We start from the raw sequence: 16,406 nt of genomic DNA, 5'->3' as shown, positions 1-16,406 counted from the left end.
TCCTGTCAGCTTTCCTTTTCCGGAAATCCTTTTGTATCATGAACGATATAAATTGGACGATCCTTCAATTCTGTAAACAGGATCGCGATATACTCCCCGATAATTCCCACAATCACGAACAGCATCGCGAACATAAAGCATAAAAGCACTACGATCGTCGCGTAACCATTGGGCGTTCCTTTGACCGCCCACTCATAAATCGTTTCCAGCATCACGAGCAGCCCCAGAAAGCCCACGATAATTCCCGAGTAAATGCCGAGCTTTAGCGGCAGATCCGAAAAGCAGAGAATCGTATTGATCGAAAATTTAAATAATTTACGAATACTGTACTTGCTCTCGCCCGCCACCCTGGCTCTCGCCTCATACTCGATGGTCGTCCGGTTAAATCCGATATTCTGCACATAGCCGCGCAGGAAACGCACTTTTTCCCGGTAATTGGTCTTTAACACCTGCGCCGCATTGGCAGTCAGCGCAAAGAAATCGGATGCGTTATTTTCCAGCTTCACATCTGAAATCTTGTTCAAAAATTTATAAAAAGCAGAAGACGTCAGGTTTTTGATGAATCCAGCCGATTTATTTTTCGTCCGGACCATGTTGATAACCTCATAGCCCTCTTCGAATCTTTCGATTATCTGCGCCACACATTCCGGCGGATGCTGCAGATCGGCATCCATACACACGATGCCCTCCCCGATGCTGTGATCCAGCCCCGCAAGCATCGCCGCCTCATGGCCAAAGTTGCGGGAAAAGTTGATCACACGTACCCGCGGATCCGCTGCCGCCAGTTCTGCCAGAATCTGCCCCGAGGCGTCCGCACTTCCGTCGTTGACAAAAATCAGTTCGTAATTCCACGGCAGCGCCTCAAAAATCGGAGTTGCCTCCCGATAGAACTCATGCAGCGCCTTTTCCTCGTTGTAAACAGAAATCACGATCGAGATCGTCTTTGGTTTCTGTCCGTTCATATTTTCCATCCTGTTCTGCATGGTCGACTGTCTGGTTTCATTTTTCTTCTTATCTTCCATGCTGTCTGTCCGTTTTTTCTTATCTTTCTTACTCATATTTCATCTTTCAATTAAGCATCCGGGTCATCCAAAATTTCGATCGCTATCGAAGAATGTGCCGGAACCCGTTTTTCCACCGGCGGCAGCGTCATATAGTCGCCGTAAATCCACTCCAGCACATGCTCATAGCCCGCCGGCACCATCAGCTTTGTGTCCTCAAACGGCAGATCCACCGCGTGCTCGCACCATGCGCCCTCCAGCGTTACATAGAGATAATCCGGCTGGTAATTGCTGTAATACCAGTGTTTCGTTTTCTTTTTGCGATCCTTCGCCGCTGCAAGTCTCTGCAGCTTAAATAAAACCGGCATCGGGACAAGGTGTCCCACACCTGCCAGCACACCAACCCGCAGCTTATCCATCAGGCTGTATTTGCTGAAATCAATCTGATCACGGTGTGCGATCGCCATTCCATAAATAACCTTCTGAAGAAATTTTGCGTTCCACGCGCCCACCTTACTATCCGGCAGGCGGTCAAGGACGAACAGATCCACCCAGAGATGGTTTAATTTTCCCTCATAAAACTGCATCTGCTCATTGTCCTCATGGACGCGGCTGTTGTCATAGATGACGCGCGTTGTAAAATCATAAAACACCTTGCCACCCCGGATCTCCTCCGGGCGCAGCAGGGACATTCCCTCCGGCAGCTCCCGCGGCGCTACCTTCAAAAACATCTCATAATTGGCACGTGTAAATGCCAGATCGACATCATCATCCCACGGGATAAATCCCTCATGACGCACTGCGCCCAAAAGTGTCCCGGAATCCAGCATATAGGAAATCTTGTATTTCCGGCAGATCCGGTCTATCTCCTTCAAAAGGCGCAGATTCGCCCGGTGAACCTTCTCAAGCCCCGGATACGGCGGCAGTTTGACCGCCCTGCGGCTCTCTGATTTTTCCTCATTCATGATGGTTGTCCCCTCATTTTCTTCTGCAACTGCTCATTCTCTGTCACAGCTGCTCATTTTCACAGGCATTTTCTTACAGGCAGAGTATCTCCCCGCCTGTGAATTGCCGCGGTCCCCGTCCCTACTGACGGCATGCCTCACGAAGTGTCTTTGCCATATAATCAATCATTTCATCTGTCATGCCCGGATAAACGCCGACCCAGAAGGTATCGCGCATGATACGGTCGGTATTTTCCAGAGTTCCGGCTACGCGGTAGCCGCAGTTTTCTTTCCGCATCTCATCAAAGCACGGATGCTTGATCAGGTTTCCGGCAAAGAGCATACGCGTCTGCACGCCCTTTTCCTCGACATATTTGACTACCTTGTTCCGATCCACGCCCTCTTGGCAGGTCAGAAGGAAACCAAACCAGCTCGGATCGGAATGCTCACAGGCAACCGGCAGGATATATGCGTCCTCGGTTCCGGCAAGTCCCGCTTTCAGACGGGCGAAATTGTGTTTTCTGCGCTCCACGAAGGATGGAAACTTTTCAAGCTGCGCGCAGCCGATCGACGCCTGCAGGTCGGTCGCCTTTAAATTATATCCAAAATGGGAGTATACATATTTATGGTCGTAGCCAAGCGGCAGCTCACCATACTGGCGGTCAAATCGGTGACCGCAGAGGTTATCGCAGCCGGACGGGCAGACACAGTCGCGTCCCCAGTCGCGGAAGGAACGGATAATCTTGTTTAAAAGCGGATTGTCCGTGTACACGGCGCCGCCCTCTCCCATCGTCATGTGGTGCGGCGGATAAAAGCTGGACGTTCCGATATCTCCGATCGTACCGGTAAAATGCCACTCGCCGTTCAGCTCATAGCGGCTTCCGAGGGCATCACAGTTATCCTCCACCAGCCACAAGTCATGACGGTCACAGAATTCTTTTACCTTCTGTAAATCAAACGGATTTCCCAGCGTGTGGGCAATCATAACCGCTTTCGTCTTTTCTGAAAGCGCCGCCTCCAGTTTGTCGGCGTCGATATTGTACTGTGGAATCGTCACATCCACAAATACCGGAACTGCGCCATACTGGATCGCCGGGGTTACCGTCGTCGGGAAACCTGCCGCAACCGTGATGATCTCATCGCCGCGGCGCACCCGGCGTTCTCCCAACAATGGGGAAGTCAGCGCCATAAATGCGATCAGGTTCGCAGAGGATCCGGAGTTTACAAGGGAACAGTATTTGACGCCCAGGTACTTCGCAAGCCCCGCCTCAAACTGATCGGTGTAACGTCCGGAGGTCAGCCAGAACTCCAGCGCACTGTCTACCAGATTGACCATCTCATGGTTATCGTAAACGCGGGACGCATACGGAATCCGCTGTCCCTCGGTAAATTCTTTTTTCTGATTATGATATTTATCGCAATACTCTGCCACCAGATCGAGAATCTGCTGACGCGCAGCCTCTTTTCCGTCCGACAGGGTTACTTTTTCTTCTGACATGTTTCTCCTCCTGCTTTTGCTACTGCTCTCTGCCGCACCCGTTCTGCCTGCTGCCAGACACACCTTTCGTGCAGCCGCCTGCATCTATTTATTTTTCTTCAAACCGAGCCGCATACGCCCGGATCTGCTCATCCGTCACCTCGCGCATATCCGCTCCGGCAAGCCACTTCTTCGACCATTCCACCGTCGCAGCCATCGCTTCTTCTACATGGAAGTGCGGCTTCCAGCCAAATACCTTTTTCACTTTGGAACAATCCAGTTTCAGAAAATTCGCCTCATGCGGACCTCCGTCATAGCGGTTGATCCAATGCATCCCGCCGCCCCATGTTTCACAGAACAGATCCGCCAGACGTCCTGTATTGACGCAGTCACAGTCATCCGGTCCGACGTTGTAGCAGCCCGCCAGCTCCGCATTTTCCCACTGCGCCTTTGCCACCGTCAGATACAAAAACAGCGGCTCTAACACATGCTGGAACGGGCGCGTCGAATGCGGATTCCGCACGATAATCGGCTCTTTCTTTTCCGCTGCACGCACGCAATCCGGCACGATCCGGTCCGCCGCAAAATCACCGCCGCCGATCACATTGCCAGCACGACAGGTTGAGACGGCGCAGCGGCCGTCCGTGAAGAACGACTGCTTATAGCTGTGTGTCACCAGCTCCGAACAGGATTTGCTATTGGAATACGGATCATAGCCGTCCAGCGGGTCATTTTCGCGGTAACCGTACTCCCATTCCTTATTTTCATAAACCTTGTCCGTCGTCACATTGACGAGAGAGCGGACGGATTCACACTGTCTGGCGCATTCCAGCACATGAACCGTACCCATGACATTCGCCGCATACGTGCCGACCGGATCCCGGTACGACTCGCGCACGATCGGCTGCGCTGCCAGGTGGAGTACAATCTCCGGCTTCGTCTCATCAAACACCTGTTTTAAATGGGCAAAATCGCGCACATCCCCATCCACATGGTGAATCGTCTCCCCCAGATGCAGGATCTCAAACATCGACGGCTCGGTCGGCGCTTTCAGCGCATAGCCGGTCACCTCCGCCCCCGCCAGATGGAGAATGCGGACCAGCCAGCTTCCCTTAAAGCCTGTGTCACCGGTCACAAGGACCCGCTTTCCTTTATAAAAATCAAGAAGTTCCATAGTTTTCCTCTTTTTAATTAATTTCGTGATTTCATCACTCCATTATCTTTGCTGAGTGCTCTTATTATATTTCTCACCCGTCCACTCACGAACCCGCGCTATCGCGCTCTACCGCCCTACTTCGCATGGCTGTTCGTTCGTTAATGGCGCAAGAAAAGAATATGTCTGCTTCGCAGCCGCATTCTTTCCTTTTGCGCTCATTATATCACGATTCGCATCTTCGATGCTTACCGCTGCTGACGCAGCTATCGTGATCGCCATTCTCCGTTCGCCATAAATCTGCAAGCAGCTTTCTGGCTCACTTGCGCTCATTATATCATACTTTCTTACAGGATTTGTGTATATTCCTTGAATTTTCCCTTACAGTATATTATTTCCACAGCTTCCAGGGCGCATTGCCTTCCTGCCACATCTGTTCCAGCTGCATCTTGTCACGCTGGGTATCCATACATTTCCAGAAACCGTCGTGGCGGTATACCATCAGCTGTCCGTCCTTGGCAAGCTGCTCCAACGGCGCTTTCTCAAAGACGGTATCATCGCCCTCGATATAGTCAAAGACGCCCGGTTCGAGTACCATGAAGCCGCCGTTGACGATCTTGCCGTCATCATCGTTCTTCTCACGGAACTCGCGGATGTGTCCGTCGCTGTCAACATCCATGACACCGAAACGCTGCCCGATGTTGACGCCGGTCAGGGTCGCGATCTTGCCGTGCTGCTTGTGGAATGCCACCAGCGCGTCCAGATCCACGTTGGAAACGCCGTCGCCGTAGGTCAGCATGAACGTCTCATCCCCAATGTAATCGCGGATACGTTTGATACGACCGCCCGTCATCGTGTGCAGTCCGGTATCGACCAGCGTCACGCGCCACGGCTCGGAATAATTGTTATGCACCTGCATCTCGTTTTTCGCCAGATCGAAGGTCACATCCGACGTATGCAGGAAATAATCGGCAAAATACTCTTTTACTACATACTGTTTGTAGCCCAGGCAGATCACAAAATCATTGAACCCATACTGGGAATAGTGCTTCATGATATGCCAGAGAATCGGCTGTTCTCCGATCTCGATCATTGGCTTTGGTTTTAAATGGCTTTCCTCGCTGATTCGTGTGCCGAATCCACCCGCTAATATTACAACTTTCATTGCACTTCTCCTTCCGTCCATCGTTTTTATCGAAATATGTTCAAATGGTTTTCTTCCAAAATTCTCATCGCATCCCGCACTGCATCCGGGTCGTTATGCAGGTAGGTTTCCAGATCCTCATCGCTCGCCGTCCGGTAATTCCGTCCCAGCTCCCTTGATACCTGTAAATATGCTTTCCGGTACGGCGCTGTCCGGATTTCTGCCCGGGTTGTCCATGCATTTCCAAAGACCGTCAGCACGGTAAATGCCAGCATACAGACCTTTAAAAGTGTGCGGGCTGCCCGTTTCTCCGGCACGCGTGTTTTCGCCTTATCTGCCTCTGTTTCCTGCGCCTTTTCCCGGCACATACTCCAGACGAGTGCAAACGTAAGCAGAATTCCTACAATTCCCATCTGATACTGTATCTCGTACCGCGAGGACATCCCGTACTCGTCCTTCAGGAAAATCCACCGCGCCGCCAGCACCAGCAGATGGTTACAGCCGCCGCTGAGAACCAGCAGAAGCGGAAAAATAGTCTTTTTATAAAGCTGAAACCGCACATTCAGATACAGTGCCAGCAGATACGAAACAAACACTGCCAGCCCCAGCAGATACACCAGATGCAGCCGGACAAACCAGGGGCTTCCTGCCTCCAGCTCCTGAATCTGCGCCACGCCGATCACCGACGATGCCACCGCTTTCAGCAGAAACCGCAGGAAAAAGAGCGGCTGGGCGGCAAATTCCTGAGCGATTGAAACATCCGTCACTGCTCCACGGTGTACGTAAACTGCCTGTGAATTGCTCCAAAGATATAATACCATCGCAAGAACCGTTGTCAATGCCCCGATGCACCAGGTTCTCCGGCACTTTCGGCTCCAGGAGCGGCTGCTTGTTTCAGCACCCCCGCGCCGATCCGCCAGCCACAGTGCGCCGTATGCCAGCACCAGAATCACCGCATAGCCGCCGCTGTACGGTCCTGCCACCAGCACGACCAGCAGGATCGGCAGAATTGCCAGAAGCACCCGGTCAGACATATTCCGGCACCGGGTCGCCGCTGCATGGTCGAGGACTGCAAAATGGAATAAAAATCCGGAGATCGACAGAGTGCAGACCCAGCCGGTCCCGTTCGTCATCATTTCCCATTTATTCAGGCTGAAATATACAAACTGAATCAACAGGAAGGAAAGATAGCCGACCGAGCGGTTCCGCTCTGCGTAGAGCGCCAGCACCGCCGCGCCCGCACCCAGGCTCAAAACACCCAGAATCATGTCAAAATACGCATTATAGCCAAATAGTTTCACATTGATGATGCGCCCCAGATACGTGATCGGAACGCGCGTCAGGATATCCGGTACAAAGAATTTCGCCGGATTTGTCACATCCGGCAGATATGAATTGATCAGCCGGATATAATCCGAATACGCCACATTGTCTGAGGCATGAAATATATACCAGATATAAAATAAAATCCCCAAAATAACCGGAAGCCCTAAAAACACACGGCGTTTCATCCGTCTCTCCTCTTTAAAATGCTCAGCTGGTTCAAGTAAAGTTCAAATAACTGACGGTGTTTCTTCGTGATAACCTCCAGAATCACACCGCTGATCCACAGCAGGAACGAAATCACATAAAGCCCGGAACACGCGATCAGGGTCGGGAACTTCGGCACCATGCCGGTTGCCAGATAGCCGCTGAGCACCGGCGCGAAAAATGCCGTTGCAATCGCAAAACAAATGAGTCCCAGCCATCCAAAGAACGCAAATGGCTTGTAATCCCGGAAGAGTCTCGCGATCGTGCGGAGCACCTTAAATCCATCCGAAAACGTATTTAACTTTGACACACTTCCCTCCGGGCGGTCACGGTATCCAACCGGGATCTCCACCAGCTTAAAGTTCTTGTCCAGCGCATGAATGCTCATCTCCGTCTCAATCTCAAATCCGGTTGAAAGAATCGGGAAGCTCTTGACAAATTCATAGTTAAATGCGCGCGCGCCTGTCATGATATCCTTGATATTGCTCTTGAAAATCAGGTTGATAAGCCCACGCACCAGACGATTTCCCGTATTGTGGAACGGACGCTTATTTTCGGTAAAATACGTCGAAGAAAGGCGGTCGCCGATGACCATATCCGCTTTTCCCTGTAAAATCTGGTCTGCCAGCTTTCTCGCGTCCTCCGCCGGGTAGGTGTCATCGCCGTCCGTCATGACATAGCACTCCGCGTCAATGTCGCGGAACATGCTGCGGATGACATTTCCCTTGCCCTGCTGGTATTCATAGCGCACAACCGCGCCTGCCTCCCTGGCAATCTCATCCGTGTGATCCGATGAATTATTGTCATATACATAGATCGTTGCCTCCGGCAATGCCTCGCGGTAGTCCTTGACCACCTTGGCAATCGTCTGGCCTTCATTATAACACGGAATTAATACCGCTATCTTGTCCATTTTTCTCCTCCCGTTTTCACTCTTCCACCGTTCCGGCGGACCATTCCGGATTGATCACAACAGCCCGTTTTGTCTCAGCTGTACTTACCAATTCCAATTTTATCTCTCTCTGAAGCCCTGTCAGATCAAGCTGTACTTCCATCGGTTCATATTCCTTCTGTCCCGCCTGGATCACAGCAGCCGTCCGGCTGTTTGTCCCATCCGAGGCGATGATTTCCACTTCAAATGGCTGCTTCAGCACCCAGTAGTCCGGATCACACAGAACCGCCCGAATAGTCGGATGATCGTCCCCGCTGGTATTCTCCCAGCGCCATTCTGGTACTTCTTTTTCCGATTCCTGTGCATCCATGAAAATCTCCTGTGTGCGGTACCAGCAGTTTTCGCGTCCATGCGCCATCTCAAGCCCTGCCAGCGTAAAGGACTGGCTGCCCTGCAGGATTGTTTCCTGATACTCCATATCATGCACGTACCATCCCGCCTCATTCATCCATTCCAGATAGCTTTCCAACGTCTCAAGTCCCTGCGGGATCATGTCATAGACGCCCTCGCCTGCCTCCATCGCCGCCTCGATTTCATCGATATAGGCGTCTTTCTGCTCCGAAAGCTCATTGACGATCGAATACCGGTTCCAGACCGGCACATCTTCGCCCGCAAGCCGCGCATAACTTCCCACATCCGACCAGGTCAGGAAAATGCGGTCAATCTTGGAACGTTCTTCCGGTGTAAACAGCTGATGATCGTGAAATACGTAAGGCAGGTTGCTGCGGATACTCTCACGGCTCACCGCCCGCATCGCCCATTCCCCGCCGTTCCAGACACAGGTATAAGCATCGTAAGCGCGCCCGGCGTAAACAACTATAAACATAATCGCAAATACAACGCCGCCTGTCAGCCTGGGAGAAATGGAAGCCATTCCCTGCAGCACCAGGCACCCGCAAAGCATTCCGGCAAATAAGATTCCGCCCATAAAATAGCGGCTGTGTCCCGTCGTTGCCGCCCAGAGAATAAAGGATGCGGCATACAGCAGAAATAGGGTTCCCGTCCTGCTGCTGACCCGCTTCCAAATCCAGCAGAGCCCGGCTCCCGCCGCTCCCAGATACATCAGCGCCAGATCCAGGTTGTATTTCGCCGGGAGCTCACTCAGGCGGTAATCTGGATGCCGGATCATCGAATATGCCCACAAAAGGAACTCTTTTATGTTGCTGGGTCCCCATCTCGGATCCTTAAAGTCCATTTCCCCAAAATATGGCGAATGAAACAGGCTGTTGTAATAAGGATAAACCGGATTTTTCATCGCTATCCCATTGTAAATCAGGTACACACTGACGGGAATCATCCCCGTCACCAGGCATCCCAGAAACAGCTTCGGCGTCAGATACTTCCGGATTTTCCACAGATACAGAAGCACCAGCGGTACCAGATACACGATATTCGTCATCTTGAGGCAGAACAGGATTCCGCCAAACAGGCAGAATAAAACCGCCTCGCGCTCCCACTTCGCCTCATCCAGACCGCGCAGAAGCAGAAATACCATTTCCAGCAGAAACGGCAGTGCCAGAAGCTCGACCATGTAGCTGCCGCTCTCCTGAATCAGCTCCAGACGGCTGACAATCAGAAATGCAAGTACCGGCGCAAGATGCTTCAACCAGCTGCATGTTCTTTCCAGCCGGTCTGCCTCCATGCTCAGGAACACCGTTACCTGACGATAAATCACAAGCATCGCCAGTGCGTTTAACATTGTCCCCATCCGAAGCCCAAAAAGCGCCCTGAATGGATAAAACATCCGGTCGCCCAGCCGGAAACCGAACATCTGGAACCGTCCCGGTATCACATGATAATGAAGGTTGTCCACAAATCCGGGAATCTGCGACAGCAGGTGATAGTTCTGCGTATCATAGCTCTGATCCGGGGCAAATCCCTTGACCGAAAAAAATGCCAGGATGAACAAACTTCCCGCTATAAAAAACGGACTCACTCCCGCATGGTCCCGTTCAAATCTTCCGATTGCCGCCATGACTGCACCGCATAAAACGAGCGCTGCCGCCCGCGACAAAATCGTTCCCTGTGGTACATGTAAAAGCCATGCCAGAAGATCCAGCACTTCCAGCCACCAGATAAAAAGCGTATAGGCAAGCAGCACTGCAAAACTGCGGGTACTGACTCTCCATTTTGCCGTTTTGTCCGCCGGCCTGTTTCCAAATAACATACTTTTCCCTTGTAATCATCCAGTTTTCTTCATGAACCTGCTGAATCATTACTTCCTTTCCATGAAACAAAATATATCTTAAAAGAAATATTCTTCCAGCATCAGGCACAGTGCATGGTACACCGGAAGATGCAGCTCCTGAATCTTAAATGTCTCCTGCTCCGGCACGACAATCGCAGTGTCGCTGTACCCACGGATCCGCCCGCCGTCGCGTCCCAGAAGCCCGATAACCTTAAGCCCCTTTGCCTTTGCCGTCACGGCTGCATACAGGACATTTTTTGAATTGCCCGAGGTTGAGATTCCGAGGAACACATCCCCATCTTTTCCATATCCAAGCACCTGTTCCGCATAAGTCATGCTGCCGTCCACATCATTCATAAATGCGGTGGTCAGTCCTGCATGACCAGTCAGCGCGATCGCCGGAAGTCCCTGCTGCAGCTTTTCAGAAAGTTCCGCTCCCATCTGCGGGTCTACCGTTTTAAGCGCCGCCTCTATCTCCGCCGAAACCAGGCGTTTCTTCACAAACCCCTTCATCAGCTCGCCCACGATGTGCTCCGAATCCGCACAGCTTCCGCCATTTCCGGCAATCAGAAGTTTTCCGCCGCGCTCATAGCACTCTTTCATCGTCTCATACGCAGTGCGAATATCCGCTTTCACCGGTGCAAGAACCGGATAGCGGCTGATCAGCTCGTCTAGGTACTCGTATTCCTTCATGATTTCTATTTCCTCCTGTCAGTTTTTTCGATGTCTATTGAGCTTCTGCATCATAAAATAAATACTCCTGCTCAAACATTTCCAGATTGTTCTGCGCTTCTTCCTCCGGCACCGCTGTGTCGGATACCCGCGCAAGCATATTTCCATTTTCAAAAAACAGATCGGTCAGGCTGCCTCTGCGGATCAGCTCCCGCAGAAGATCCAGACTCCACTCCCAGCTTCCCGGTCCCAGATAGCCTGCTTCCGCGTAGACATAATCTGTCTTCGCATACGCCATATAGGTTTCAAACGCCTCCGGCGAGTTGACGAGTTCGACGTTGCCCCACGGCGATGTAATATCCTTATACGACTCCACATTGCACGGAAACTGCAAACAGTACGGATGCGTTCCAAATGCGATCACCCGGTTTTCCGGATCCTGCGATACTTCCTGCCAGATCAGCGTGTTTCCCTTTTCCTCCATCCGCGCCTGTTCCTGCGCCCGGTGATTGACACGCCCTTTATTCAGAAGATGAATCTCCGAAAATCCAGCCGTCCACGCCCAGCTGCTGATCGCCGTGACAATCAGATTTAATACCAGCAACGGCGTCAGGCACTTCGACGCGAGCGGATAAAAGCCGATTTTCTTAAAATACACCATCGCCCGGCATGCCCCCAGAATCAGCATAGAATACAGAAGCATGAAATAATTTCCGTCGATCTGGTAAAGCATCGACAGGCTGATCAGGCTGACGATCACAAATGGGAAGAAAATCACCAATGCCGCGTTCCAGATATGGGACTGCTCATCTCCCTTTTTGGAGAAAATCCCATAAAGCACCAGCATCACAATCAGCACCGCCATCAGCGAGGTTCCCCACGCCAGAATTACATGCCCCATATCTTCACCCTGCGGCTGCATCAGAATCTGCCAGATGCGCCGCGCCAGCACATGAAGCGTTGATTCCTCCTGATAATTCTGCGGCAGCTCCGAGGTAGCAAATGGGTATTTCATTTTAAAACCAAACAATGCAAAAATCGAAGTAAACACCGAAGTGACCGGCATTCCCGTGATCTTCATCGTCCGCGCCCAGATACCGGCCAATGCCCCAAACGGCAGACATAATGAGACAATCAGGCGGACCATATGGTGAAACAGGTCAGCCGCCGCCCCGCGCTCATGAAACCAGAACCATAGAAGGTACAGCCCCATCATGCCAAATACGGCAGTGGAAAAGACCAGGGAGGTCGGCTTCATCGTGAGGGACAGGAAATAGGAACCGGCTGCCCCGGAGAGGAATATCCAATGATTTTCATACACATGAATATACTGAAAGAAACATCCCAGCATAATAAGCTGCAGCAGCCACGTAATCAAATCCGCCTTGGCTGTGAGCGCCATATTCATGATGCCCGGCACCGAAACCGTCAAAACAGCTGCCATAATTCCCGGCAAGACGCTGTGATACGTTAGTTTCTTTTCTGTCTCCTGCTTTCGATTGCCCGTCAGCAGCACCGCATTCCAGACCATCGCCCCGATTCCCAGAACTGCCAGCCAGAGGTTAAAGAACGTCAGGTAGCTGTGACTCGCCAGATCGCAGAGCGGCAGAGTCAGCACCTCAAAGCCCTTCGAATACACATAGACCATGCCGACCAGCCCCGGATTCTCATACAGCCCGGTTCCGCCTGCCACAATGTACTGGGAGCGAACGCCATACCAAAGTGTATCAAAATCGAGTGCGATATTCAGGCGTCCCACCTGAATCAGGAACATCAGGGCACACCAGCCAGCCGCCAGCGTCCATGCCCGGCGCACCCGGCGCGGTATTTCCCTCGATCCCCCGCTGTCAGCCGGTTTGTTACTGTTCACGCATACGTGCCCAGTAACGGAATTTGCCGTGGCTTCGCATTTAAATACGGCAAATTCCTGCTGCCACCACGTTTTCTTACGGCACTTTCGGTTCCAAAAGTGCCTACCTGTGAACAGTAACGCCTGTTTCCCTGTCTCAATCACCTGAACCGACACCTTGTCCCTGCCATCCAGCATCCAGGAAAGCGTCTGCCATCCCATGATGCACTGGCAGGAAATCGAGGAAAAATCAAAGCCCAGCGCCGCCACACCCAGAGCATAGACGCTCAGACGCATCCAGGCGATTTTTCCAAGGCCAAGGGCAGAAAGTAGGCAATACACAACGATTGCAAAGGAGGCGCCAAAAAGGAAGTCCATATAAAAAGAAAAATAAGGCCGCTCCCAGACCGTTCCCCTGAAAAACACCCGTTTTCTCAAAAACCGCCCGATCGCCAACAGGCTAATCAGATACACCGCCGACACCACCATCGGCAGAAATACCACATGAATCCAGGAAAACACCAGCACAACCGCCGTCAGCCAGTACATCCGGCTGCGTCCGCGCTTCAAAAGCGCCAGCCCCCCAAAGATCAAGACTGCCAGAATCGCAATCTCCACATACATCCGTTTCGATTCCGTAAAATGAATGTAATCTGCAAAAAAACCATTTCCCGTAAACAGCGTTTTCGCCGGAATCAGAACCGCCGCCACACAGAACAGCGCCAGAAAAAGACCAGCCATGCGCACGGCTGCGTCTGGTCGTCCGTTTTGTCTCTGATTCTGCATGTCGATGGTTCCTCTCTTTCTAGTTTATGTACTCCCGGAATCTTTTTGTGAGCCGCATTCTATATACGCCCGCCTAAAATCCCTCGCACCGCATCCAGCAGCGTCTCCGCATACGCATCATAACCGCCCGCCGGACAGCTTCCGTCCTCTTTTATAAGTCCAGCCGCCCTATCTTCCGCGTGTTCTTTTGCCCCATAGCCAGTTCCGACAAGGACTCCGGTCACGCCAAAGTTTTTTCCTGCCTGCGCGTCGATGCGCTTGTCCCCGATCATATAGGAATGCACCTTATCAATGCCCTCCGGCAGATCGCGCTCTGCCATCTCAAACATTCCCGTCTCCGGCTTGCGGCAATGGCATTTTTTCTTATAAAGTCCAATCCCATGCTCCGGGTGGTGCGGGCAATAGTAGAACGCATCTACGTGTGCTCCGTCACGCTCCAGCACCTCATTCATATAATCATGAAGGATTTTTACATCCGCCTCGGTATAGTAACCTCTCGCCACGCCCGCCTGGTTGGTAATGACGATCACCTTATATCCGGCCTCGTTCAGGAGACGGACCGCCTCTGCGGTACCGTCAATCAGCTTCAAATCTTCTTTTCGGTGAAGATAATTGACCTCCACGTTCATCGTGCCATCACGGTCGAGGAATACTACTTTACAGCTATTTTTACACATGGAATGTATACTCCTTATCCGGCATCTGCACCTGAATATCGCGGTAGTCCCAGCGGTCCTCATCGCAGATCCAGCTCTGAGCGCCGCGCAGTTCGAAATTCCAATCCATCAGCTGTCCGCCTGCCGCTTCCAGGCGGCGCGCCACCTGATGTTTGACGTTGTATGGGCAGTACACAAGAAGGAAGCCGCCGCCGCCAGCACCTAAAAGCTTTCCGCCGAGAGCACCCGCTTTTTTCGCCTCGTCATAGAGCATATCAATCTGCGGATTTGTGATCTTACTGCTCATCCGCTTCTTGCTCTCCCAGCCATAATCCAGGAGGCGGCCGAAATTGTGGAGATTTCCCTTTAAAAGCTCATCCTTCATCGCATAGGAAAGTGCCTTTACCTCGCACATCGCCTGAAATGCATCCGGTTTCTTATAGTTGCTTACCTGATCCTTGATAATATTCGCGGATACATGGATATTGCCCGTGTAGCATAACAACAGGTTATACTGCAGCTCATTGATAATATCGCGGCGGATGCGGAGCGGGTTTACCACGACGTTGTTGCGTCCGTGAAATTCGATAAAGTTAAAGCCGCCGAAGGTCGCCGCATACTGATCCTGATAACCGCCGGAAATCCCCAGATCGATCCGCTCCACGCCGTAAGCCAGATCCGCCATCGCATAATTATCCAGCGTGATTCCTTTCCAGCGCGCCATCGCGGTCAGAAGACTTACCATGACGGTCGAGGAGGTTCCAAGTCCCGAACCAGCCGGAGCATCACACTGTAAATAAACCTCGCATCCCTGCTTGATATCCATCGCCCGCAGCGCTGCCGTGACAAGATCCAGCCGTCCATCGCAGACGTAATTTTCCTTCGCATTGTACTTGACTGTCATATCAAAATCCAGGGAATGAACCGTGATCTGGTCATCATCCCTCGGAATGATCGAACAATATGCATATTTATTGATGGTGCTTCCGATAATGGCACCGCCCTGTTCTACACAGAATGGTTCTACATCCGTACCGCCGCCGCCAAAGCTCACGCGCAGCGGCGCTCTTCCTCTGATTACCATGTAATGTCTCCTTTTCTTACGTCCTCCTGAAACCGGAAATAATCCTCCGGCACACCGATATCAATAAAATAGCCGTCATTTACGATGCCGCCGAGACGTCTTCCCTCCTGCATCCACCTGGGGATGCACTCATTTTCCAGCGAAACTTTTCCCTCCGGAATCTCGTCCAGCAGCGCCCGCTTCATCAGGTACACACCGCCGTTGATCGTGCCCGCCCCAGTATTGCCGTTTTTCTCATTAAAAGCGGTCAGCAGCCCGTCGGTCAGGCGCGCCGCCCCATAACGGGAAATATCCGGCACACCGCGCAGAACCAGCGCCATCTCCAGATTTTTTTCCTGCTGGATCCGGCTCAAATCACCGAAATCCATCTGATAAAATGTATCGCCATTCAGGACAAAAAACTGCTCGTCCGTCACATATTTCCCGGCATTCTTGATCGCGCCCGCCGTGCCGAGCAGCTCTTCCTCATACGCATACCGCGCCCGGATGCCAAACCGCGATCCGTCTCCAAAATATTCTTCCACCATGCCGCCCTTATAACCGACGGCAAAAATAATATCATCAATTCCGCTTTTTTTCAGCCCCTGAAGCACATACTCCAGAAACGGCTTACCTTCAACCAGCGCCATCGGTTTCGGACGATCGCTTACCACACTGCGAAGCCGCGTCCCCAGTCCGCCAGCCAGAATGATTGCCTGCATACTGTACTTCCTTTCTGTCTGTTGTTTCCAACTCAATTTTTACTGTTTTGTAACTGTTCAGTTCCTTCACAGTTACGAAAGATCCATTTTTTACTCTTGTCAATCTGTCAAATGCTATTAAGTCCAGTTTAACTTATATATCTTACCACATTTCCCTAGTGATTTCCACTAGATAGGGCGGTTTTATGCTGTTACCACTTTCCCATCGGATTTGCAGCGCTTCCTTGCGGAAATTGCAACAATTTGTTGATTTTTTTGCATGATTCGAC

At 51.7% G+C, this 16,406-nt stretch carries 13 protein-coding genes; all 13 read right to left on the bottom strand.

The window, feature by feature from the left end:
- Positions 1-5: 5 nt before the first annotated feature.
- The 13 genes from DWY89_RS03795 to DWY89_RS03730 all read right to left on the bottom strand — a co-directional run bounded on the left by DWY89_RS03795 (position 6) and on the right by DWY89_RS03730 (position 16,137).
- A complete protein-coding gene (locus tag DWY89_RS03795; protein WP_118471767.1) occupies positions 6-962 on the bottom strand; it encodes a glycosyltransferase family 2 protein in 957 nt (318 codons plus the stop codon).
- Positions 963-1,072: 110 nt separating this feature from the next.
- Positions 1,073-1,966: a LicD family protein gene (locus DWY89_RS03790; protein ID WP_118471410.1), complete on the bottom strand. Its 894-nt coding sequence runs from the start codon at positions 1,964-1,966 to the stop codon at positions 1,073-1,075.
- Positions 1,967-2,087: 121 nt separating this feature from the next.
- The gene (gene rfbH / locus DWY89_RS03785) at positions 2,088-3,443 is read right to left on the bottom strand and encodes a lipopolysaccharide biosynthesis protein RfbH (protein ID WP_118471412.1); all 1,356 of its coding nucleotides are present in this window, start codon (positions 3,441-3,443) and stop codon (positions 2,088-2,090) included.
- An 88-nt stretch (positions 3,444-3,531) separates the two neighbouring features.
- The gene (gene rfbG, locus DWY89_RS03780) at positions 3,532-4,596 is read right to left on the bottom strand and encodes a CDP-glucose 4,6-dehydratase (RefSeq protein ID WP_118471414.1); all 1,065 of its coding nucleotides are present in this window, start codon (positions 4,594-4,596) and stop codon (positions 3,532-3,534) included.
- A 370-nt stretch (positions 4,597-4,966) separates the two neighbouring features.
- Positions 4,967-5,740 (bottom strand): glucose-1-phosphate cytidylyltransferase, encoded by a 774-nt coding sequence (gene rfbF / locus DWY89_RS03770; protein WP_022360069.1) that lies wholly within the window; start codon positions 5,738-5,740, stop codon positions 4,967-4,969.
- A 26-nt stretch (positions 5,741-5,766) separates the two neighbouring features.
- Positions 5,767-7,230 (bottom strand): hypothetical protein, encoded by a 1,464-nt coding sequence (locus DWY89_RS03765; protein WP_118471416.1) that lies wholly within the window; start codon positions 7,228-7,230, stop codon positions 5,767-5,769.
- Positions 7,227-8,162: a glycosyltransferase family 2 protein gene (locus tag DWY89_RS03760; protein ID WP_117796293.1), complete on the bottom strand. Its 936-nt coding sequence runs from the start codon at positions 8,160-8,162 to the stop codon at positions 7,227-7,229. Before DWY89_RS03760 ends, DWY89_RS03765 begins: the two co-directional genes overlap by 4 nt.
- Positions 8,163-8,178: 16 nt before the next feature.
- Positions 8,179-10,368 (bottom strand): hypothetical protein, encoded by a 2,190-nt coding sequence (locus DWY89_RS03755; protein ID WP_118523698.1) that lies wholly within the window; start codon positions 10,366-10,368, stop codon positions 8,179-8,181.
- Between the two features lie 78 nt (positions 10,369-10,446).
- Positions 10,447-11,082: an SIS domain-containing protein gene (locus DWY89_RS03750; RefSeq protein WP_118524389.1), complete on the bottom strand. Its 636-nt coding sequence runs from the start codon at positions 11,080-11,082 to the stop codon at positions 10,447-10,449.
- 34 nt (positions 11,083-11,116) lie between these two features.
- Positions 11,117-13,696: a potassium transporter KefB gene (locus DWY89_RS03745; protein WP_118524388.1), complete on the bottom strand. Its 2,580-nt coding sequence runs from the start codon at positions 13,694-13,696 to the stop codon at positions 11,117-11,119.
- 59 nt (positions 13,697-13,755) lie between these two features.
- On the bottom strand, positions 13,756-14,373 hold the full coding sequence (locus tag DWY89_RS03740) for an HAD family hydrolase (RefSeq protein ID WP_022360062.1): 618 nt from the start codon (positions 14,371-14,373) through the stop codon (positions 13,756-13,758).
- The gene (locus DWY89_RS03735; RefSeq protein WP_118469188.1) at positions 14,366-15,436 is read right to left on the bottom strand and encodes a GHMP kinase; all 1,071 of its coding nucleotides are present in this window, start codon (positions 15,434-15,436) and stop codon (positions 14,366-14,368) included. The genes DWY89_RS03740 and DWY89_RS03735 overlap by 8 nt, the downstream gene beginning before the upstream one ends.
- Entirely contained in the window at positions 15,430-16,137 is a 708-nt protein-coding gene (locus tag DWY89_RS03730; protein WP_107000699.1) for a nucleotidyltransferase family protein, read from the bottom strand. The genes DWY89_RS03735 and DWY89_RS03730 overlap by 7 nt, the downstream gene beginning before the upstream one ends.
- Positions 16,138-16,406: the final 269 nt, after the last annotated feature.

The sequence above is a fragment of the Clostridium sp. AF27-5AA genome (assembly GCF_003478415.1).
In the GTDB taxonomy this organism is placed as follows: domain Bacteria; phylum Bacillota; class Clostridia; order Lachnospirales; family Lachnospiraceae; genus Otoolea; species Otoolea fessa.
Note: the sequence above shows the minus strand (reverse complement) of the source record. Positions and strands in the feature narration are given on the sequence as shown.